This window comes from Skermanella sp. TT6, assembly GCF_016653635.2.
Lineage (GTDB): Bacteria > Pseudomonadota > Alphaproteobacteria > Azospirillales > Azospirillaceae > Skermanella > Skermanella cutis.
Window position 1 is genome coordinate 4,027,800 of record NZ_CP067420.1, and the last position, 18,594, is coordinate 4,046,393.

Below are 18,594 nucleotides of genomic sequence, written 5' to 3' on the forward strand. Positions count from 1 at the left end.
GCTGCCACAAGAAAGTTCCTAAGGCGGCCTTTGGAGGCATTCGGATCCGCTCACTCCGAGGGGTCACTACCTCTCTTGAGCGCATAATGCTTGCAGTCCCTGTTGCGGTCAACATTTGTTTAACGGCTTTTTAACCGATTTATCGGATAGAACCGGTCCGCAGTACCTAATCCGCCGGGCCTATGACTTGGCTCCGAACTAACACCAAGGCAGCGCTGGGCAGGCCGAACGGCCTGGCGGCCGCAGCATGCGGTCGTCTCGAACGGGTGCCTTCCAGATGGGTACGGCGGGGCTTCGGAAGGCTCCGATTCAGCCCATGCCAACCGACAGCAGCATGAACACCAAAATCGCGGTAACCGTACCAGCCATCAAATAGACTGGCGAAAGCCCATCCCGGGTGCGATTTTTGTCGGTTTTCATCGTGACCTCCAGGGTGTGGAAGTTGTGACACGCTGTGACTTATGGAAAATTTATGATAGCTTGAACCGCCGTGCATATCAAAGGAATCCACGGCCCCCGGCGGTTCCGCCGCCCGGCCCGCGAATCGTCGCACCCCTTGTGATAGAGGAACAAGGCCGCCCGCATCGCTGTTCTGGACACGGTTGACGACCCGGTTGCCCAGGAACGCGCGATGGATCTCGCGCCGTCCCGACGGTCAACCCAGCCGGAGGCGAGGCGATGCCGATACCCGAGTGGACACCCCTGCTCACCGTGATCCAGATGATCTCGGCAATCGCCTCATGGCACCCCCAGGCCGCGGCGGTCGACCGGAACGATGCGCTGTGCCTGGCCCGGAACATCTATTTCGAAGCGCGCGGCGAAAGCTCGCGCGGCCAGTACGCGGTCGCCTCCGTGACCCTCAACCGGGTGCGGGAGAAGCGCTGGCCGGACGGCATCTGCGGCGTGGTCTATCAGAGCAAGCAGTTCTCCTGGACCATCTCCCGCCCGATGTCGCGGCCGACCGTGATCGACGACCGCACCGCATGGCAGCGCGCGGCGGAGGTCGCCGTGCTGTCGCTGGTCGGCCTGGCCCCCGACTATAGCCGCGGGGCGACACACTATGTCGCACCCAAACGGCTGCGCCGCATGCCGGTCTGGACCGCCTCCATGACGGTCAGCCATCGCATCGACGGCCACGTTTTCTTCTCGGAACGGCGCGGCAGGAGCGCCCCGGCAAGCGGAGCCGCCGGCCCGCGCCGGAACGCCCCGCGTCCGGTCGCCCTCCCGGTTCCCGTCGTGGCGTCGGCCGAAGAGGATGGAAAAGCCGGCGACTCGAGCCCCGCCGCGACGGCCGCAACGGCGGAGGAAACCATTCGCGTCGATCGCCCCGGCGCGCTCCCCGTTCTGCCTGCGGTCACCGTGGAGGCGGCGCTGGCGCTCGACTCGGAGCGGACGGAAGCCCACGGTCCGCACCGGCAAGGCAACCGCCATCCTAAACCCCAGCCCTGGAGTTGGAGCCATCTCGCCGGCACCGCCGCCGACCGCCGCGTCCGTTCGGGGGCCCGCCGCGTGCCAGGGGATCGCGAACGTCCTCGAAAGCCGTGACGCCGCCGCGTCGCCGGACCGTGGAACCCAGAGCATAAGCGGGTAAAGATCATGTGCGTTCGGGCACTGATCCAAAGTATTCTTGCCCATTGGAGAACAGGGTTTATGCTGTAAATGTGACTGCCGCTTCTCGGCATTCACTGCAGCCCCAGCCGGTGGCCGGGATCAGTCTTGACGCAACGTCCTCATGACGTGAAGCCTCCCTGTTCGACTCGCCGGGTCCTGGTGACCCGGCGGTTTTTTCCTACGCCTTTACCTGAGAAATCATTCGTCGCCCTCTTTTTTACCAGTCGGGCGAAGCGTCGAACGAGCGCAGCGCCGCTTCGGCGGCGTCGCGGACGGCCGGATCGGCGTCGTGCGACAGGGTTCCCAGCGCCGCCGGGATGCGCTTGTCCTCATGGTTCGACAGCGCCTCGATCACGGCGAGGCGGACCGCCGGGCGGGTGTCGCGGGACAGGCGGATCAGCTGCGTGACGGCGCCGGGCTGCTCCATGGCGCCCAAGGCCGCGACGATGGCGCACCGCCCCTCCTCGTCGCAGCGGTCGGCGGCGCGGGCCAGCTTGACCGGCGTGTCGTCGTCGGCGACGGCGACCAGGGCGCGGGCGACCCGCGGGATATCGATCGGCGTGGCGCGGTCGAGAAGCTCCTCGAGCGGTTCCCGCGCCGGGGCGTGACCCAGTTCGCCCAGCGCCAGCCGGGCGGCCTTGGCGACGCCCCGGTCCGGGTCGTTCAGCAGGGGTGCCAGGAGCGATGCATCGTCGCGGCGGTCCAGGGCGGCGGCGAGGCCGCAGGCGGACTGGCGCACCCGGGGATGCGGGTGCTCAAGGTTCGGCCGGATCAGGTCGGCGGCGGGACGGCAGCGCAAGGCGCCGAAGCAGTCCAGCGCCGCGGCGGTCGAGGCCGGACCGAACAGACCGCGCCGGATCAGGTCGATCAGCGGGACGGCGGCCGAGGGCGGGCCGATCCGGGCAAGGGCGTCGAGGGCGGCCACGACCTCCGGGGCCGGCTGCTGCTGGTCGAAGGCGGCGAAGCGGCGGCAGGTCGTGATCAGGTGCCGGGCGGCTTCGGGTTCGCGGCGCTTCGCCAGTTCGTCGATGGTGGCGATGAGGGACGGATGCGCGGGCGGCTCGGCGTGGAGATGAAGGTTCAGGGCGTCCAGCAGATGACCCGTCGGCCAATCCCCGATGGGGCGCGGGGGCGGCGTTTCCGCCGCCGGGACGGGCGGCGGATCGGCGGAAACCGGAGTCCCCTGCCCTTGCGCGAAAAGATCGCCCTGGCCGGTATCGACGCGCTTCTTCAACCGGCCGGCCCTGGGTTTGGAGATTCGTTTCACAGCCTCCGCGATAGGAAGCAGCCCGGGGCGGCATTGTCAATGATGCCCTACGGCGCGTTAACCCGCGCCGCCGCTCAGCCAGTCCCGCAGCTTCGACCAGCGGCGGCGGCTTTGCTGGCCCTTGACGGCGATCGCCATGGCCTTCCGCTGGCCGACGATGACGACCAGGCGCTTGCCGCGCGTGATGCCGGTATAGACAAGGTTGCGCTGGAGCATCGCGTAGTGCTGGGTGGTCACCGGCAGGATCACCGCCGGGTATTCCGATCCCTGGGATTTGTGGATCGTGGTGGCATAGGCCAGCACCACTTGGTCCAGCTCGCCGGCGTCGTAGGCGACCTCGCGCCCGTCGAACTCGATCAGCAGGGAGTTGTCGTCGGGATCGATGCGGGCGACCACGCCCAGGTCGCCGTTATAGACCTCCTTGTCGTAGTCGTTCTCGATCTGCATCACCTTGTCGCCCTCGCAGAAGGTCCAGCCGAACCGTTCGACGCGGGGATCGCGCGGGGGGTTCAGCACCTTCTGAAGCTCGATGTTGAGCGACCGGGCGCCTAGCCCGCCCCGATTCATCGGGCACAGCACCTGGATGTCGCGCACGGGGTCGAGGCCGAAGCGTTCGGGGATGCGGTGCTTGACCATGTGGAGCACCTTGCGCACCCCGTCCTCCGGGTCGGCGGCGTCCACGAAATAGAAGTCGGTCAGGCCCTCGCCGGCGTGGGGCTCCGGCATCAGGCCCTGGTTCACCCGATGGGCGTTGACGATGATCCGGCTCTCGGCGGCCTGGCGGAACACCTCGGTCAGCCGGACCACCGCTACCGCGCCGGAATTGATCACGTCGGCCAGCACCTGCCCCGGCCCTACGGAGGGAAGCTGGTCGACGTCTCCGACCAGCAGCACGGCGGCGCCGTCGGGCACGGCGCGTAGCAGGGCGTTCATCAGGGGCACGTCGACCATGGAGGTCTCGTCCACCACCAGCAGCTCGCACTCCAGCGGATTCGTTTCGGTCCGCTTGAAGCCGCCGGCGGCGGGATCGGTCTCCAGCAGGCGGTGGATGGTCTTGGCCTCCATCCCCGTGCTCTCGGACAGGCGCTTGGCCGCCCGGCCCGTGGGGGCGGCGAGCGCTATGGCGAGGCCCTTGACCGCGAGGATCTTCAGGATCGAGTTGACCAGCGTGGTCTTGCCGACCCCGGGACCGCCGGTGACCACCAGCAGCTTGGACGAGACCGCGAGCCGGACCGCGGCGCGCTGGCTCTCCGCCAAGGTGAGACCGGTGCGCTGCTCGACCCAGGGAATCGCGGTGGCGGCGTCGATCGCGCCCCAGGGCGGGCGTCCGGCGGCGAGGCCCAGCAGGCGGGTGGCGATGTTGCGTTCGGAGCGGTAGAGGCCCGCCAGGAACACGGCTTCGAACCCGTCGAGCCGGTCCGCCACGACGGTGCCGTCGGCCAGTTCGAGGTCGATGGCCTCTTCGATCAGCGGCGACGGTATGTCGAGCAGCTTTTCCGCGAGCGCCAGCAGGTCGCCGCGCGGCAGGCCGCAATGCCCCTCGTCCATGGCCTCGGCCAGGGCATAGGCGATGCCGGCCCGCGCCCTGACCATGGCGGTCTTCTCGATGCCGAGGCGGGCCGCGATGGCGTCCGCCGTGACGAAGCCGATGCCGCGGATGTCGCGGGCGAGGCGGTAGGGATTCTCCGAGATGAGCTGGATCGCGTCCGGCCCGTAGGTCTTGAAGATGCGGACCGACCGCGAGGTGCCGACGCCGTGGGAATGCAGGAACAGCATGATCTCGCGGATCACCTTCTGGTCGGCCCAGCCGGCGATGATCCGCTTGGCCCGCACCGGCCCGATCCCGGCCACCTCGCGCAGCCGGTCCGCCTGCTGCTCGATCACGTCGAACACGTCCGCGCCGAAGGCCCGCACCAGCTTCTTGGCATAGACCGGGCCGATGCCGCGGATCATGCCGGAGCCGAGATACTTCTCGATCCCTTCCACGGTGGTCGGCATGGTCGTGCGCAGGAACCCGGCCTTGAACTGGAGGCCGTGGGTGCGGTCGTTGTGCCAGGCTCCGCTGGCCTGGACGAATTCGCCTGCCGAGATCGAGGCGGCATGGCCGACGACGGTGATCAGGTCGCGATGGCCGCGCGCCTTGATGCGGAGAACGCAGAAGCCGTTCTCCGCATTGTGGAAGGTAACCCGCTCGACCAGACCGGCAAGGACTTCCCGGTCCGGCGCGGGCGATGCCGGCCTGTTGGGCTGTTCCACCCTGTGCTGGACCGCTGTCATTGCCACCGCTGGTTCCTCAGTCTAACCCGACGGGCCTTATCCGGAAACCGCTTCGGCGGGCTGCCGGGAGGCGGCACGGCGGCGGGAGGCCGGCTTCGGCTCCTCCACCGTTTCGACCGGAGGGGGCGTGTGGCCGGCGTAGCGTTCCAGGATCTGGCGGACCGCCTTCTCGTGGCGGTACTCCAGGTCCGAGCGGGAGAGCGCCAGCAGGTTGCGGGCCTTCTTGAGCTGTATCAGGGAGCGGGCCTCCGCCACGGCGGCGTCATCCTCGAAGACCAGCCAAAGCTTCAGGCGGCCTCGCGTCAGGTTGAGGGCGTGCTCCACTCGGGCGGTCACTGTGTCCGATATACGGTTCTTTGAAACTGCCATTTTTTCCTGTTCCAAGATCTCGAAGAGGCTCTTCGGCCACTTTGCAAGTTCATGTTTTGTTCTAGCAACGGTTCTTGAAAGATGTTCAAGAAACACCACATATAAGCGGTCCCCGAAAGCTGCCGTTTCCGTTCCGACCGCCTGGCTGAAAGCCGGTGCCGTCGGCCTTGGGCATGCCTGTTCCGTGGACGTTTCCAGGAGAGGCACGAGAGATGAGATACCTACCGACCATCGACCTGACGCCGCAGGTTTCCCTGATGCTGTCCGCCGGAGCCCTGCATCTGCAGCCGGGCCAGTGGGTGGCGGGCGACAAGGGAATGGGCCGCTACCTGCGGACCGACCGGAGGACCGGCACGACCTATGTCAGCTGGGTCCGGTCCGGCGACGACTGGAAGACCCAGTCGCAGCGGTTCCACCGCGCCTGCATGAAGGGTTACGTGGGCAAGTACGCGTCACGCTACGAGGGGCTGAGGCCGGCCCGGCCCGGCCGGTACCGTCACGAGGGCGGCGGTCATTCCGCCGCGACCTTGTAACGCTCCTCGTGGGGCGGGATGATGCCCAGAGTCATGCCGACTTCCTCGTTGGTCATGGGCCTGGGATAGTCCGCGACATAGCGGTCCAGCGCCGCGATGCAGTCCGCGACCGTGCCGGCCCCGACCGACTTGCAGTCCTCGAAGGCGTAGGGCGTGGGTCGGAACCAGTGCGTGACGTAGCAGCCGGCCTGCGGACCGTCCTGCTGGCCGATGGTGAAGGCGAAGCGGCCCTCGAAGCCGATGCGGGCATGGGCCTCGCGCAGGCGCTTCTGCAATTGCTCGATGGTCATTTCAGACTTCCTTCGCATCTTACGCCGCCTCGTCCATGCTGCCGTCGATCCTGTGGCGCGCCCATTCGGCATCGGCCCACAGGGCATCGGAGACCGCCCTGAGATGGCGCGCCAGCGCGGGCTTGGTGTCCGGGCGCAGCAGGCGGTCGAGATGGCAGGCGAGGCCCTTTGCCTCGGCATGGACCCAGCGCGCGAACCGGCGGTCCCGCTCCGCAGCGGAACGGTACCAGCGCGGCATCTGGTCGAACGTGCTTTCCAGCTCGTCTTCCCAGGCGGTGCGGGTCAGCAGCCCGCTGGGGGAGCGGAACAGCTCGCCGGGGGTGGAGTCGATCTTGTTGGAAGAAGCTATCATCGTCATGGCGGAGGATACTCCGGTGCGGCTTCCCCTAGCGGGGAACTGCGCTTGCGCAGCCGATTATAGATGGTGTCGCCGCCGAAAATTGCGATATCGCAGTCATCAAAATGGCAACTCATCGAAGGCGAATCTCTTGTCGAACACCGGCTGGTTCGCCTCGACCACGTCGTCCTGCGGCTTGGCGCCGGACAGGATCTGGAACCGGCTGGTGAAGCGGTCCAGCACGACCTCGGTCGTATGGTTCTCGCGTCCGTCCTTGCTGTTCCAGCGGCGGGTCCGGACTTGGCCTTCCAGGGCCACCAGGGTGCCCTTGCGGGCGCGCCGGGCGATCACGTCGACCAGCTTCTCGTCCCAGACGACGCAGCGGTGCCACTCCGCCCGCTCCTCGCCCTTGGCGACCTCGCTGGTGGCCAGGCTGAAGCTCGCCATGCGGGCGCCGCCGGCCGTCGTGGTGATCTCGGGATCGCGGCCCAGGCGGCCGACGGCGATGAAACGTTGATACATGGCTTGCCTCTCCGGGGACCGGGAGCGCGGCGTCACGCCGCCTCGCGGTCGCTCTCCTCTCGTTTCAGGATTTCGTTCTTCTTCTGCGAGAAGCAGGTGATCATGCGGTTCTGCGCCGCCTTGTCGACCGCGCCGATCTCGCGGATGCGGGCATTGATCCCGCTGCGCCACAGGTCGTCCAGGGACTCGAGGTCCTCGACCTCCGCCAGCTTGTCCCGGATCTCCGCCTCGAGCTTGGCGATGCCGGCGGGCTGTAGGTCCGGGTTGGCCTTGACGGCATAGATGGTCTCGGACTCCTCGCGGTACTTGCTGTCGTCGAACTGGCCGAGATAGATGTCCGCGGCCAAGCCGATCTGGAGCATGCATTTGCCGATGGCGTCGGTCATCGACATCTTGAAGCACTCGTCGTCCGGGCGCTCCGTCCCGTCGCGGTTGCGCCGGACCATCTCGGTGCCGCCCCATTGCGGGCCGGTGAAGTGCTTCTCGCCCGTCTCCGGGTCGACATACCAGACGCGGCAGCAGATGAAGACCATACGCTCGGCGATGGTCCATTCCAGCTGCTCGTAGCCCCAGCCCTTGCCGACCGGGCCGAACACCTCGGTCATCATCTGGAGCCGCCAGGCCGGGTCGATCTGGGTGCCGCGGAAGCCGCCGGCGCGCTGGAAAGGCTTGGTCGCCTTGGGGTCCGTGCGCTTCAGCGCGTTCCAGAATTCAAGGTTGTCGCGCATGATGTCGTCGCGCGGCGTCTCGGCGGTCATGGTCTCCGTCTCCGGCCCGTCGGCCGGCCTCCTTGCTCGTGGCATGGGTCGGTTTCTCCAACGCTCATCGTTCATCAAGTCGGGCGTTCATGAGATCGGGCAGGAAATCGGGCGCATGGTCCGGCAGCCATGTCCGCGCCCGGGCCCGGTACTTCCTCGGCAGCTCGCCGATACGGATCGACAGCCTGCCGTCCCGCGAGCGGCTGATCACGATGCCCCGGGCTTCGGCGGCGGCCGGGACATAGGCGACCTTGGCCTGCTCGGGCATCAGGGCCTTCAGCTCGGCCTCGGCCGCGCGGTAGGCCTGGACGCCGTCGTGGTTGCTGACCAGGACGTCGCCGACCGCGACGAACCGGTTGTGCATGGACATGTCGAGCACGCCCATGTCGTCGAAATCGGGTGCTTCCACCGGCATCGGGTCGGCCGGCTCCAGGTCGTGCTCGACGTGCCACCAGAAAGCCTGGATGGTCTCCATCAGCAGGGCTGCGTCCGCTTCGTTCCGGTCGACCGTCAGGAAGGAATAGCCGGACGGACGGAGGACGGAGAGGACGCACCGGGCCAGGCCCGATACCATCATCTGGTGCTGCATCTGCCAGTAATACTGTTCCGCCAGGTCCTCGTCGGTCTTGAAGCCGGAATGGAACTTGGCCTCCAGGATCGTATCCGGAGCGATGGTCGGATCGGCCGGCGGAACGCTCCAGGTCAGGAAGTCCAGGTTGGCGACGATATGGTCGTGGTCGGGATGCACGTGGGTGCGGTGGCCGGCCGGATAGGCCCCGATCCCGGTGCGGTAGGTGTAGAAGCGGGCGTGCAGCGGCTCGGTCGCGATCCCGATCTGGACGGCGGGCACGAAGTCCAGCCGGGGCGGAGCTGCCCGGCCGGTCTTCTCGCGCCACAGCTCCACCCAGTGGCCCGCCATCACGCGGACCGCGTCGCTGGAGCCCAGGCGGCGGGCCCGGAATTCTACCTGATCCTTGGACAAAGCCATCTATCGATCCCTGACCCGCTGCAGCTTCGCATTTAGGTCATCCCTATATGGGCATAGCTCCGCCAATGTTAACTGCGATTTCGCATTTAACAAAGAACAAAATGAGAACTACGGGGAGGAATCTCGCAGGCCCGAGGGAGGGTCTCAGGGGGGCCGGCGGCGCCCGGTCAACTCATCAGTTCGACCCTCAGGGGGCGTACCACCAGGATCGCGACGCCGACCATCTCGGCGCCGTCGATGACCATCGGGCAGCAATGGGGATCGGTGCTGATCGGGACGAGCTGGGGGTGGTAATAGCGGTAGGCGCACAGCGACGTGCCGTCGATCGTGATCACCATGTCGCCCTTGCGCGGCGGGACATGGTCGACCGGTTCGATCACGATCTGGTCCTGGGGAAGCAGTCCGCCCGCGTTCATGTGCAGCGAGGTGATCTGGAGCCCGAAGGCACGGGGGGAGGTCGGCCGGTCCATCAGGACGCAGGGAGCACCCCGGTGCAGGGCGTCGGCCAAGTACTCCGCCGCCCCGGCGCGCGACAGGTCCATGACGGTCCGGATCTGCTCGTGGCTGAGCACGGGTACCCGGCAGGAGGAGGTCGAGGGCTGGTTGCTGGACAGGAAGCGCGGCTCCGACCCGGCGGCGAAGGCGAGCCGACCGATGGTCTCGGCGCTGGGCAGGCTGGCGCCCTCGGGATCCTTGAGGAAGCGGGTCAGGTTGGTCGCGGTCACGTCTGCGCGCTTGGCCCAGGTGGCAGCCGTCCAGCCCCGCTCATCCATCACGGACCGAAGCCAGCGGTGGAGCGACTCCCTGATCTGCTGCATTGGCCGACTTCCCCGACTGCGAAAAACCGCGGCACCATGATGACAATCATGCAAATTCGCAAGGAGACGCCTGGAAAGAGGAAGAAATCAGCGTATATTCCTGCGTTTTCGCATGATACAGCGGCAGTTATAGGACCAAGGACCAGAGCTAAAGGAAATCTAGCCTAGATTCCAGTGCTTTGCGAGCCCGGCGCGGACGAATCACCGTGCCGGCCGCCTCAGACCGTGTAGGCCAGCCGCAAGCCGCCCCAGTGCCGGCCCAGGACGGTGACCGGAGCGGAGACATCCTTCATCAGGCAATACTGCCCGCCGCCCATGTCCCGGCGGTAGGTCTGGAGCAGGAAAGGCCGCGTGTTGCGGCCGGCGGCGAGGCCGACGCGGTCGTTGAACATGCGCCGGTTGCGGCCGTTGGCGGTGTTCCAGGCGATATCGGAGCCGTGCGGCTTGGAGAACTTGGCATTGTGGGTCGGCAGGTAGCCGTTGCGGTCGACCGTCACGCAGAACACGATGCGGGGATCGGCGGTCAGCATCGCCTCCTGGATCCCGGGCAGGACGAGGTCGGTGAAGTCCGTGAAGCGGGTTCGGACCTGCTGGGGATTGGTGCCCGGGATCGGCTGGTAATTCTCGTCGAACAGGTCGTCGGTGGTCAGGCGCCCGGAGCGGACGGCGTCCTCGAACAGCGTCGAAATGCGCGCCGCGGCGTTCCGCGCGTGGCGGATGAAGGGGGTGTCGACCGTCTCCACGTCCAGTTCGGCGGTGATGCCGATCAGCCGCTCGCTGACACCCAGCAGCCGGATCACCCGGTCGCGGGTCGCGTTCAGGTCACCGCTCGACAGCTCCACGTCGCCCGCCATGTCTGCGATCTGCTCCTCGACCCGGCGGGAGCTTTCGCGGATTCCGGTGGCGGCGTCGTCGATCCGGGTTGTCTCGCGGTCGACCTGGACCATCGCGGAACCGACGGTTTCGATCATGGAGCCGAGCGCCTTGGTGCCCGCACCCACGGCTTTCGCCTTCTCCATGCTCTCGGAACTCTCGGCGAGCAGCAGGCGGGCCTGTTCGTTGAGGAACCGCAGGGTGGCGTCGATGTCGGCGGTGGCCTCGCCCGTCTTGGACGCGAGCGCCTTGACCTCCCCGGCGACCACGGCGAAGCCCCGGCCGGCCTCTCCCGCGCGCGCCGCCTCGATCGTCGCGTTCAGCGCCAGCAGGTTGGTCTGCTTGGCGATGGCGCTGATCTCCTGCGCCACCTTGCCGATCCGGATCAGGGCCTCGCGCAGCCCGCCGAGCTGGCGCTCCATGCCGGTGACGCCCTCCACCAGCGCGCCGATGTCGTCCAGGGATTCCCGCAGCCGGCCGCGCGATCCCTCGACCTCGGAAAGGGCGTCCCGGGCGACGGAGCGGGTGGCCTTTGCCGCGGACTGGATGCGGGCGCTGCTTTCGGACATGCCGGCCGCGGCGTCGCGCAGATCCACGAAGACCGCCGCCTTCTTGGTCATGCGCGAGCTGACGTCCTCCACGCTGCCGGCCACATCGGCGATCTCGATGCCAAGCGTTCCCGCCTCCTGCGCGACCGCGCCGATCAGGAACGACTTTTCGCTCATCATGGTGTCCATCAGCCGGCGAGCCCGTATTTCTTGATTGTTCCAGGCAGCAATATATCCATTTCGAAATCTTCGGCGCATTTTATTAAACGAGGCTTAATCGCTCAGGCGACCTGGGGCTGGAAGAGGCAGTCGAAGATCGGCATGCCGGCGAAGGCGAACATGTCGGGCAAGGCGGGCTGGAACCCGAAGGCGGCGTCGTGCCGCTCGCCGGAATGCGCGGCGCCGAGTTCGGACCAGTCCCGGCACGCATCGTGGCGGCTCCAGTCCAGGGATTCGGCGGTGCCGGTAATTTCGGCGGCCTCCAAGGGTCCGCCCCCCGACTCCTCGGACGAAGTCTCGGCGGTCTCCTCCTCGCCGCCGCCGGGAAGCTTCAGCCTGACGCTGTCGACGTCGATGCCGAGCGTCCGGAGCCCCTGCCCGACGCGGCCGGCCAGGTCGGCCCCGCGGTCGAGGACCGCGGCCATCAGGGACGTCAGCGAGTCCGCCTCTCCCAGGGCGTCCTCGAAACCGCGGGCCAGGGCCGCAAGGGCCTGCCAGGCGCCGGCCTCCCCTTCGGGACCCAGGGCCGCCGCGCTGCCGCCGAAGGCCGCCAGCCCGTCATGGTCGATGACGGCGCTGCCGGTCAGCCGGTCGGCCTTCGGGTCGTAGGCGAGGTCGCGGAACAGGCCGGACAGGCAGCCCTGCCCGGTCAGCTTGAGGATCGCGGCATCGCGGACCTGCCCGAAGACTTCCGAGATCGCGTCGGGCGACAGCGCCTCGGCGATCCCGCCGGCGGCGTGGGCACCGAAATACTTCTCCAGGAAGGCAGCCTCCCGACCGTCGCCGGGAACGGCGTCCAGCCCGGCCCAGCCGTACAGCACCCCGGTGACCTCGTGCTCCAGCGCGGTGAGCAGGCGGGCGTCGGCGCCGGCCGTCCCGGAGGCCGAGAAGGCGGCGGCACGGTCGCGCAGCCCCGGGTTCGCCGCCAGCGCGTCGCCCAGGTCCGGAAGGCATCCGCGCCCGGGCAACGTCGGCAACGCACCCCGGCCGGCGGAGTGCGGCAGGCCGGACTGCTCCGCAGCCTCGATGCCCGTGCCGCCGCCGCCGAACCGCGCTCCGCCGGCCGGGGCGCCGTCCCCCTGGAGGAGATCGGACCAGCCGTCGGCGCCGTCCGCATCGAAGAACGCGTCGCCGCCGCCGAAATCGCCGTCGGCCACGCCGAACGCCATCGTCATCCGGATGGCGAGCGTCCTGGCATCCAGCCCGGAGACGGCCGAACCGGCGGCGCCGTAGTCCGGACCCCAGTCGCGCGGGCCGGTCTCGGCACCGGCACCCTGCCCGCGGATGTCCCTGTCGAACTCCAGATCCCCACCACCACCGCCGCCGCCGCCGGCCTCGGCGATCAGCGCCTCCAGCACATCGCCGCCGAACTCGCCCGCTTCGTGGAAGATCTCGCCCCGGCCGACCTGGAGCGGATCGACGGAACCGGTTTCCGGGACTTCGTCGCCGCCGTCGGGCCGAGCCGTTCCCAGCCGCCGGAACCGGAAAGGTCCGGGAGGACGCGGCAGCCGGATATGGGATAGGGAAGAGAAAATCGACATCCAAACCCCGAATGACGATCCGATCAAAGTATCCATAGGGTCAAATCGGTCAAAGCCGACGGGAGTCACATATACCCAGTCGGTCCCGATGATCAAACTGCGTAAAATTCTTGTAACCCGGGAGGGTTATGGATGTCATTCTTGGAATGGATGCAGGAGTATTCAAGGATGAATACTCCTGCATGGCCTCGGCTTTCGATGCGAATCTTCCGTATAGGTCGATCGAGCGAAGGGATCGGGTGAAACGACTTCGCGGGCATGGGACGTGACAGTGGGCCGCAGCCGGCGATCCCCGCTACTGCTTCTCGAGGATGCGCCAGCCGGAGCCCTCCCGGGCAAGCTTGAGGCGCGCCTTGGCGCCGCGCTGGCTCAGCATGCGGGCGCCGTTCAGCTCGACCATCAGGTCGAACTGGATGGAAGCGACATGGATGCCCTTGCTGTCGGTGACGCCGCCGATCGTCCTGAGGTTCACGATGCGGACGGCGTCGGGCACCAGCTGGCCGGGCGGCGGCAGGGTTCCGGCGGCCCTGACGACGGCCAGTTCCTGATTGGCCGAGGCTTCGAGCAGCTTCGCGATGACCTCGTTCGACGGGACTTCGTCCAGGCAGGCGGCGAGCGCCAGGATCGGCAGCGCGAGTACGGCCAGACGCTTCAGCACCCCATTCCCCCTCCTAGCCCCCTCCTGGACCGGAACCGCCGACATCATGAGGGGAACCGCCGACATCATGAGGGGGCGCGGTTAAGAAATCGCCGAAGCGGAACGGTTCACGATCCGCGGCGCAGCCGCCCGGCCTCGGCGATGCGGGTGTCGAGGCGGTCGTCGGACAGGCCGAAAGGCTCCTGGTGGACGATCACCTCGGCCTGGGGAAAGGCTTCGGTCAGCCGGCACTCGACCTCGTCGGTGATGTCGTGCGCCTCGGCCAGGGTCAGTTCGCTGTCCAGTTCCAGGTGAAGCTCGATGAACAGCGTGATGCCGGCGTTGCGGGTGCGCAGGTCGTGCATGCCGCGCGTCGCGGGATGGGCCATGACGATCTCGCGGATGCGCTTGCGGTCGCCGTGGGGGAGCTCGCGGTCCATCAGGGTGTCCAGCGATCCCTTGGCGATGCGGAAGGCCCCGACGATCAGGAAGGCGGCGATGCCGAGCGCGAACAGGGGGTCCAGGATCGGGATGCCGGTCATGCCGGTCAGGACCAGCGCCGCGATGACCGCCAGGTTCATGAACAGGTCGCCGCTGTAATGGAGACTGTCGGCCCCGATCGCCATGGAGCCGGTCCGCCGGATCACCCGGCGCTGGAACGCGACCAGCCCGACGGTCAGCACGATCGAGAAGACCATCACCGCGATGCCGGCGGAGCTTTCCTGGATCGCCACGGGGTTGAACAGCCGGTTGATCGCCTCGTAGGTGAGGAAGACGGCCGAGCCGGCGACGAAGGCGGCCTGGGCCAGCGCCGCCAGCGGCTCGGCCTTGCCGTGCCCGTAGCGGTGGGACCGGTCGGGCGGCCGCAGGGCGACCCTGACCCCCAGCAGCGTGACCACCGAGGCCAGGAGGTCGGACGAGCTGTCGATCAGGGAGGACAGGATGCTGACCGACTCGGTGTAGAGATAGGCCGCCAGCTTCGCCGCGATCAGCGTCAGCGCGACGCCGACGCTGGCATAGGTCGCGGCCCGGCGGAGACGGCCGTCATCATCCTGTTCCGCATCGTCTCCGATGGTCTCTGCCATCCCGGTTCCCTGTCTGCCGGCTTCCGAATGCTGACGGCAACACCTTTAGGGAAACAGGCGTTCCGTCGTCCACCGCGGCGCCGCATCCGACGCGCCGTCGTCGCCCTCCTGCACCCGGTGGAAGACCACCCGGTCGTGGAGACGGAACGGGCGGTCGGCCCAGAACTCGATGCGCCTGGGCAGCACGCGGAACCCGGACCAGAATTCCGGACGCGGGATCGTGCCGACGGCGTGCCGCGCGGTGAACTCCGCCACCCGCTTTTCCAGCTCCCAGCGGCCTTCCAGCGGGCGCGACTGCCTGGACGCCCAGGCGCCGATCTGGCTGCCCCGGGGGCGGCTGTGGTAGTACTCGTCGGCCTCCGCGTCGGAGACCCGCTCGACCGGTCCCTCGACCCGGACGGAGCGCCTCAGGGATTTCCAGTGGAAGCACAGGGCGGCATTGGGGTTGGCCGCGAGTTGGACGCCTTTCCGGCTCTCCAGGTTGGTGTAGAAGACGAACCCGCGCGGGTCCAGTCCCTTCAGCAGGACCATGCGGACCGACGGCACTCCCGCGGCATCGGCGGTCGCCAGCGCCATGGCGTTGGGGTCCTCGGGTTCCGATTTCTCGGCCTCGGCCATCCAGGTCCGGAACAGCCCATAGGGATCATTCGCTTTAAATTCGATCATGTGTGATGCCGGTCATATTTTTCGGGCGACAACACAATATACATCATTCTCCTGGATACCGAATGCCAGCTTGCCGCCACTTCGTGCCGGCTCCCCTGGTAGATTTCGACGAGGCTTTGAGGAAGATGCTGAAGAGAGTGGCTCCCGCGCTGATCGCGCTCGCACTGCTTTCAGGCTGCACCACGGACGGGCTCGGCCCCAAGCAGGGCCTCGGGACGCTGGGCGGCGCCGCGGCCGGCGGGCTGCTCGGCTCGACCATCGGCGGCGGCACCGGCAAACTGGTCGCGGTCGGCGCCGGCACCCTGCTGGGCGCCTTCCTCGGCAGCGAGATCGGCTCCTCGCTCGACCGGGCCGACCAGGTTTACGCCGGCCGGGCGGCCCAGCGGGCTTACGAGGCCCCGATCGGGGAGAAGATCGTCTGGAGCAATCCCGAGAGCGGCAACTCCGGCGCCATCGTGCCGACCCGAGAGGGCCGCCAGCCCGGCACCAACGCCTATTGCCGAGAATACCAGCAAACGGTTACTGTCGGGGGCAGAACCCAACAGGCCTTTGGTCAGGCTTGCCAGCAACCGGACGGCACCTGGAAGATCGTGAGCTGAACGCCACCGATCGGCCGTCCGGCCCGAGGCACTGACCAGGCGCCCGCTGCCGTACCGGCCGGCGGGCGTCCGCCGTAGTGCCGACCCTTTTTACAGGATACGCTACCTCGTGGCCGTCATGCGCGACCCTTATCAGGTTCTGGGATTGACCAAGTCGGCCTCCGCCGAAGAGATCAAGCAGGCTTACCGGCGCCTCGCCAAGCAGTTCCACCCCGATCTCAACCCGGGCAGGCCCGATATCGAGCAGCGCTTCAAGGATGTTTCCGGCGCTTACAACCTTCTGTCCGACGCGGAGAAGCGCGCCAGGTTCGACCGCGGCGAGATCGACGCCAACGGAAACGAGCGCCCGCTGCATCGCGCCTATGCCGGCGGCGGACGCGGCGGCGCCGACTTCGGCGGGTTCGACGCCGACGACATCTTCTCCGACCTGTTCGGCGCCGGGCGCCGGCGGGGCGGCGCCGGCCACGGCGGCTTCAAGTCGCGCGGCACCGACATCGCCTATTCGGTCACCGTCCCCTTCACGGAGGCGGCGCTGGGAACCAAGCGGCGGATCAACCTGTCGACCGGTAAGAGCATCGACGTGGCGATCCCGCCGGGGACCGAGGACCAGCAGAAACTGCGGCTCAAAGGCCAGGGGATGAGCGGGATCGGCGGCGGTCCGGCTGGCGACGCGATCGTCGAGGTCCATGTCGAGGCGCACCCCTTCTTCGTGCGCAAGGACTCCGACATCCATCTGGAATTGCCGATCAGCCTGCCCGAGGCGGTGCTGGGCGCCACCATCAAGGTGCCGACGCTGGACGGGCAGGTCGCCGTAAAGGTGCCGCGCGGCTCCAACACCGGCGGGACGCTGCGGCTGAAGGGCAAGGGGATCGTCGATCCGAAGACCGGACTGGCCGGTGACCAGTATGTCAAGCTGAAGGTCGTGCTGCCCGAACCGCCTGACAGCGAACTGGCCGGCTTCCTGGAACGCTGGTCCAAGGACCGCAGCTACGACGTCCGCAAGAAGCTCGGCCTGGGGTAAATCCCCCAGGCGCCCGGAACCGGGCTACTCGATCACCCGGATCGACGGCCTGCTCGGCAGGCCCGGTTCCTGTTCGCGGACCGGGCGCGGGTTGCGTGAGCGCGGCGCCTGCTGGCTGAGGGAGGGATCGGGCAAGGCGGTGCCGGTGTCGATCAGTTCCCGCAGGCGGCGTTCGGCGCGCTCCACGGTGCTGAAGATCCGGGTCTCGCCCGCATCGATCGCGGCCAGCAACGCGCGCAGCATCTGGCGCATCCGTTCGTTCTCCGCCTCGAGCTTGGACGCGGCGGAGCGGGCGACCCGAAGCTCCTGCGCCTGGCGCTCGACCACGGCGGCGAGGGTCTCGATCTGGGTGATCAGTCCGCTGTTGCCGGGCCGGTCCCGCCCGGCGCCCTCCAGGCGAGCCAGGGTATTGTTGAATTCGTCGAACAGGGCGTCGTCGCCGCCGCGCTGGTACTCGGCCGGGCGCCGCGCCCCGGAAGTTCCACCATCCAGATCAACCCCGCGAGGGCGGATTTCGAAACTGCCAGACACCTTGTTCTCCAATACCCGTGCGGCGGAACCTCCGCCTGTTGGAGACAATTTTAGGGCCGCTTAGTCAATAAGCAGTTAAACACGGGACGTTTCGGCGTCTCGTTCCCGCCGCATTTTCCGTCGAGGCTATACCGGCCGACAGGCTTGACGCTGGCGCGGCGAACCGCGCTTACTCTGGTCAACAGCAAATCAAATCAAGGAACGGGTCGGGCAGAGATCATGATTTACGCAACGGCAAGCACCTGGGCACAGGATATCAAGCAGCGGTTGAGGAACACCCCCTTCAATATCGGCCCGGCGGCGGACCTGATCGGCCTGGGAGGCTTCGCCTGCTTCGCGGCGGCCGGACTGATGCTGTGGATGGATCAGACACGCTCCGCTTTCGCGGCGCTGGCATCGGTCCTGATCTTCATGGTCGGGTTGATCATGTTCGGCACGTCGATCGTGCTGCGCGCCGGAATGCCGCAACAGGCCCGGCAGGTTTCGGCCGCGAAGCCGGGCGCGCTGTCGCATCATCCGGCGGAGTAGCGGCTGTGGATCGGGAAGGATCGCGGAAGCGGGGGCCGTGACGGGACGGCCCCACCCGGTCCTTCCCCTCTCAGACCTCTCGCTGCCCGGAGTTGGGCGTCGACGCGAAGACAGTGGCGATGAAGACGGCCACGATCACGCCGAAGAACGCGAGCGCGGCGATCGGCGTATGGAACACCACCAGCGCGACGGTCGCCAGCGAGAGAGCTAGTAATTTCCACATCCTAGACTTGTCCAATTCCGTTATCGATAGTAGTATACCCGCCCTCCAAGGTCGGCCCCCTGATCTGGTCTGCAGATGGTGACTATTTCATGGCCTGCAGCAGAGACGATTATTAAATCTCTGTCATTAACCAGTCATTCACCGGCTGCTCGATATTTTTGGCTATCGCCAAGGAGCCGTTTTGAATGCCCGTCAGCAGTTATCTCCTGAACCCTTTGCGCAGCCTTGAGCAGGTCCAGTCCGAACTGGGCCGCGACGCCTCGTCGATGCCGGACCCGCAGGAAACCGATCCCTGCGACGAGGGCGGCCGGTATGAACCGGCGGCGCCTGCCGAACGGCGGACCTGATCGCCG

The 18,594-nt window shown here is 67.4% G+C and carries 22 protein-coding genes; 6 read left to right on the top strand and 16 right to left on the bottom strand.

The features are described 5' to 3' along the window. Positions 1 to 678: 678 nt before the first annotated feature. Positions 679 to 1,545, top strand: coding sequence for a cell wall hydrolase (locus tag IGS68_RS18810; protein WP_201072546.1), 867 nt, complete (start codon positions 679 to 681; stop codon positions 1,543 to 1,545). A 283-nt stretch (positions 1,546 to 1,828) separates the two neighbouring features. Here IGS68_RS18810 and IGS68_RS18815 read toward each other — a convergent pair whose 3' ends face one another. From IGS68_RS18815 to IGS68_RS18825, 3 genes are read right to left on the bottom strand one after another with little or no spacing between them, the layout of a single operon-like run. After that, positions 1,829 to 2,878, bottom strand: a complete 1,050-nt coding sequence (locus IGS68_RS18815; protein ID WP_201072548.1) for a HEAT repeat domain-containing protein — start codon at positions 2,876 to 2,878, stop codon at positions 1,829 to 1,831. Between the two features lie 57 nt (positions 2,879 to 2,935). Then, positions 2,936 to 5,155 (bottom strand): SF1B family DNA helicase RecD2, encoded by a 2,220-nt coding sequence (recD2, locus tag IGS68_RS18820; RefSeq protein WP_201081494.1) that lies wholly within the window; start codon positions 5,153 to 5,155, stop codon positions 2,936 to 2,938. Between the two features lie 36 nt (positions 5,156 to 5,191). After that, complete coding sequence (locus IGS68_RS18825) at positions 5,192 to 5,491, bottom strand: hypothetical protein (RefSeq protein ID WP_201072550.1); 300 nt, start codon at positions 5,489 to 5,491, stop codon at positions 5,192 to 5,194. A gap of 245 nt (positions 5,492 to 5,736) precedes the next feature. Here IGS68_RS18825 and IGS68_RS18830 point away from each other — a divergent pair, with 245 nt between their 5' ends. Next, on the top strand, positions 5,737 to 6,057 hold the full coding sequence (locus IGS68_RS18830) for a hypothetical protein (RefSeq protein ID WP_201072552.1): 321 nt from the start codon (positions 5,737 to 5,739) through the stop codon (positions 6,055 to 6,057). On the opposite strand, the gene IGS68_RS18835 is transcribed toward IGS68_RS18830, so the two are convergent. From IGS68_RS18835 to pdxH, 11 genes are all read right to left on the bottom strand, one after another. Beyond that, positions 6,036 to 6,347: a hypothetical protein gene (locus tag IGS68_RS18835; protein ID WP_201072554.1), complete on the bottom strand. Its 312-nt coding sequence runs from the start codon at positions 6,345 to 6,347 to the stop codon at positions 6,036 to 6,038. The two genes, IGS68_RS18830 and IGS68_RS18835, sit on opposite strands and share 22 nt — an antisense overlap. A 19-nt stretch (positions 6,348 to 6,366) precedes the next feature. Next, positions 6,367 to 6,705 carry a hypothetical protein gene (locus tag IGS68_RS35630; RefSeq protein WP_247880969.1) on the bottom strand — a complete coding sequence of 113 codons (339 nt, stop codon included), beginning with the start codon at positions 6,703 to 6,705 and terminating at the stop codon, positions 6,367 to 6,369. Between the two features lie 99 nt (positions 6,706 to 6,804). Beyond that, positions 6,805 to 7,206: a single-stranded DNA-binding protein gene (ssb, locus tag IGS68_RS18845; protein ID WP_201072556.1), complete on the bottom strand. Its 402-nt coding sequence runs from the start codon at positions 7,204 to 7,206 to the stop codon at positions 6,805 to 6,807. A gap of 32 nt (positions 7,207 to 7,238) precedes the next feature. Then, the gene (locus tag IGS68_RS18850) at positions 7,239 to 8,009 is read right to left on the bottom strand and encodes a hypothetical protein (RefSeq protein WP_247880970.1); all 771 of its coding nucleotides are present in this window, start codon (positions 8,007 to 8,009) and stop codon (positions 7,239 to 7,241) included. Between the two features lie 19 nt (positions 8,010 to 8,028). After that, positions 8,029 to 8,952: a YqaJ viral recombinase family protein gene (locus IGS68_RS18855; protein ID WP_201072559.1), complete on the bottom strand. Its 924-nt coding sequence runs from the start codon at positions 8,950 to 8,952 to the stop codon at positions 8,029 to 8,031. A gap of 167 nt (positions 8,953 to 9,119) precedes the next feature. After that, positions 9,120 to 9,770, bottom strand: a complete 651-nt coding sequence (locus tag IGS68_RS18860) for a helix-turn-helix domain-containing protein (protein WP_201072560.1) — start codon at positions 9,768 to 9,770, stop codon at positions 9,120 to 9,122. Between the two features lie 218 nt (positions 9,771 to 9,988). Continuing rightward, entirely contained in the window at positions 9,989 to 11,371 is a 1,383-nt protein-coding gene (locus IGS68_RS18865; RefSeq protein ID WP_247880971.1) for a methyl-accepting chemotaxis protein, read from the bottom strand. 101 nt (positions 11,372 to 11,472) lie between these two features. Then, a complete protein-coding gene (locus IGS68_RS18870; RefSeq protein ID WP_201072564.1) occupies positions 11,473 to 12,951 on the bottom strand; it encodes a hypothetical protein in 1,479 nt (492 codons plus the stop codon). Positions 12,952 to 13,246: 295 nt separating this feature from the next. Then, a complete protein-coding gene (locus IGS68_RS18875) occupies positions 13,247 to 13,609 on the bottom strand; it encodes a hypothetical protein (protein WP_201072565.1) in 363 nt (120 codons plus the stop codon). A gap of 107 nt (positions 13,610 to 13,716) precedes the next feature. Then, positions 13,717 to 14,673: a cation diffusion facilitator family transporter gene (locus IGS68_RS18880; RefSeq protein WP_201072567.1), complete on the bottom strand. Its 957-nt coding sequence runs from the start codon at positions 14,671 to 14,673 to the stop codon at positions 13,717 to 13,719. Positions 14,674 to 14,718: 45 nt separating this feature from the next. Then, positions 14,719 to 15,339 carry a pyridoxamine 5'-phosphate oxidase gene (pdxH, locus tag IGS68_RS18885; protein ID WP_201072569.1) on the bottom strand — a complete coding sequence of 207 codons (621 nt, stop codon included), beginning with the start codon at positions 15,337 to 15,339 and terminating at the stop codon, positions 14,719 to 14,721. A gap of 125 nt (positions 15,340 to 15,464) precedes the next feature. Between pdxH and IGS68_RS18890 the strand changes: the two genes are divergently transcribed. After that, positions 15,465 to 15,938, top strand: a complete 474-nt coding sequence (locus IGS68_RS18890) for an RT0821/Lpp0805 family surface protein (protein WP_201072571.1) — start codon at positions 15,465 to 15,467, stop codon at positions 15,936 to 15,938. A gap of 118 nt (positions 15,939 to 16,056) precedes the next feature. Continuing rightward, complete coding sequence (locus tag IGS68_RS18895) at positions 16,057 to 16,959, top strand: DnaJ C-terminal domain-containing protein (RefSeq protein ID WP_201072573.1); 903 nt, start codon at positions 16,057 to 16,059, stop codon at positions 16,957 to 16,959. A gap of 24 nt (positions 16,960 to 16,983) precedes the next feature. Here the strand turns inward: IGS68_RS18895 and IGS68_RS18900 are convergent, their stop codons facing one another. Beyond that, complete coding sequence (locus IGS68_RS18900; protein ID WP_201072575.1) at positions 16,984 to 17,490, bottom strand: hypothetical protein; 507 nt, start codon at positions 17,488 to 17,490, stop codon at positions 16,984 to 16,986. A gap of 144 nt (positions 17,491 to 17,634) precedes the next feature. Here IGS68_RS18900 and IGS68_RS18905 point away from each other — a divergent pair, with 144 nt between their 5' ends. Continuing rightward, positions 17,635 to 18,018 (top strand): hypothetical protein, encoded by a 384-nt coding sequence (locus IGS68_RS18905; protein WP_201072577.1) that lies wholly within the window; start codon positions 17,635 to 17,637, stop codon positions 18,016 to 18,018. A gap of 70 nt (positions 18,019 to 18,088) precedes the next feature. On the opposite strand, the gene IGS68_RS18910 is transcribed toward IGS68_RS18905, so the two are convergent. Further along, positions 18,089 to 18,241 carry a hypothetical protein gene (locus IGS68_RS18910; RefSeq protein ID WP_201072579.1) on the bottom strand — a complete coding sequence of 51 codons (153 nt, stop codon included), beginning with the start codon at positions 18,239 to 18,241 and terminating at the stop codon, positions 18,089 to 18,091. Positions 18,242 to 18,426: 185 nt separating this feature from the next. Between IGS68_RS18910 and IGS68_RS18915 the strand changes: the two genes are divergently transcribed. Continuing rightward, a complete protein-coding gene (locus tag IGS68_RS18915; RefSeq protein WP_201072581.1) occupies positions 18,427 to 18,588 on the top strand; it encodes a hypothetical protein in 162 nt (53 codons plus the stop codon). The last annotated feature ends 6 nt before the right edge of the window (positions 18,589 to 18,594 follow it).

Excerpts from the sequence above, each read along its gene's own strand:
- IGS68_RS18810 (WP_201072546.1), top strand. The coding sequence starts at position 679 with ATGCCGATACCCGAGTGGACACCCCTGCTCACCGTGATCCAGATGATC.
- recD2 (WP_201081494.1), bottom strand. The coding sequence starts at position 5,155 with ATGACAGCGGTCCAGCACAGGGTGGAACAGCCCAACAGGCCGGCATCG.
- IGS68_RS18830 (WP_201072552.1), top strand. The coding sequence starts at position 5,737 with ATGAGATACCTACCGACCATCGACCTGACGCCGCAGGTTTCCCTGATG.
- IGS68_RS18835 (WP_201072554.1), bottom strand. The coding sequence starts at position 6,347 with ATGACCATCGAGCAATTGCAGAAGCGCCTGCGCGAGGCCCATGCCCGC.
- IGS68_RS35630 (WP_247880969.1), bottom strand. The coding sequence starts at position 6,705 with ATGACGATGATAGCTTCTTCCAACAAGATCGACTCCACCCCCGGCGAG.
- ssb (WP_201072556.1), bottom strand. The coding sequence starts at position 7,206 with ATGTATCAACGTTTCATCGCCGTCGGCCGCCTGGGCCGCGATCCCGAG.
- IGS68_RS18850 (WP_247880970.1), bottom strand. The coding sequence starts at position 8,009 with ATGCCACGAGCAAGGAGGCCGGCCGACGGGCCGGAGACGGAGACCATG.
- IGS68_RS18855 (WP_201072559.1), bottom strand. The coding sequence starts at position 8,952 with ATGGCTTTGTCCAAGGATCAGGTAGAATTCCGGGCCCGCCGCCTGGGC.
- IGS68_RS18860 (WP_201072560.1), bottom strand. The coding sequence starts at position 9,770 with ATGCAGCAGATCAGGGAGTCGCTCCACCGCTGGCTTCGGTCCGTGATG.
- IGS68_RS18865 (WP_247880971.1), bottom strand. The coding sequence starts at position 11,371 with ATGATGAGCGAAAAGTCGTTCCTGATCGGCGCGGTCGCGCAGGAGGCG.
- IGS68_RS18870 (WP_201072564.1), bottom strand. The coding sequence starts at position 12,951 with ATGTCGATTTTCTCTTCCCTATCCCATATCCGGCTGCCGCGTCCTCCC.
- IGS68_RS18880 (WP_201072567.1), bottom strand. The coding sequence starts at position 14,673 with ATGGCAGAGACCATCGGAGACGATGCGGAACAGGATGATGACGGCCGT.
- pdxH (WP_201072569.1), bottom strand. The coding sequence starts at position 15,339 with ATGATCGAATTTAAAGCGAATGATCCCTATGGGCTGTTCCGGACCTGG.
- IGS68_RS18890 (WP_201072571.1), top strand. The coding sequence starts at position 15,465 with ATGCTGAAGAGAGTGGCTCCCGCGCTGATCGCGCTCGCACTGCTTTCA.
- IGS68_RS18895 (WP_201072573.1), top strand. The coding sequence starts at position 16,057 with ATGCGCGACCCTTATCAGGTTCTGGGATTGACCAAGTCGGCCTCCGCC.
- IGS68_RS18910 (WP_201072579.1), bottom strand. The coding sequence starts at position 18,241 with ATGTGGAAATTACTAGCTCTCTCGCTGGCGACCGTCGCGCTGGTGGTG.
- IGS68_RS18915 (WP_201072581.1), top strand. The coding sequence starts at position 18,427 with ATGCCCGTCAGCAGTTATCTCCTGAACCCTTTGCGCAGCCTTGAGCAG.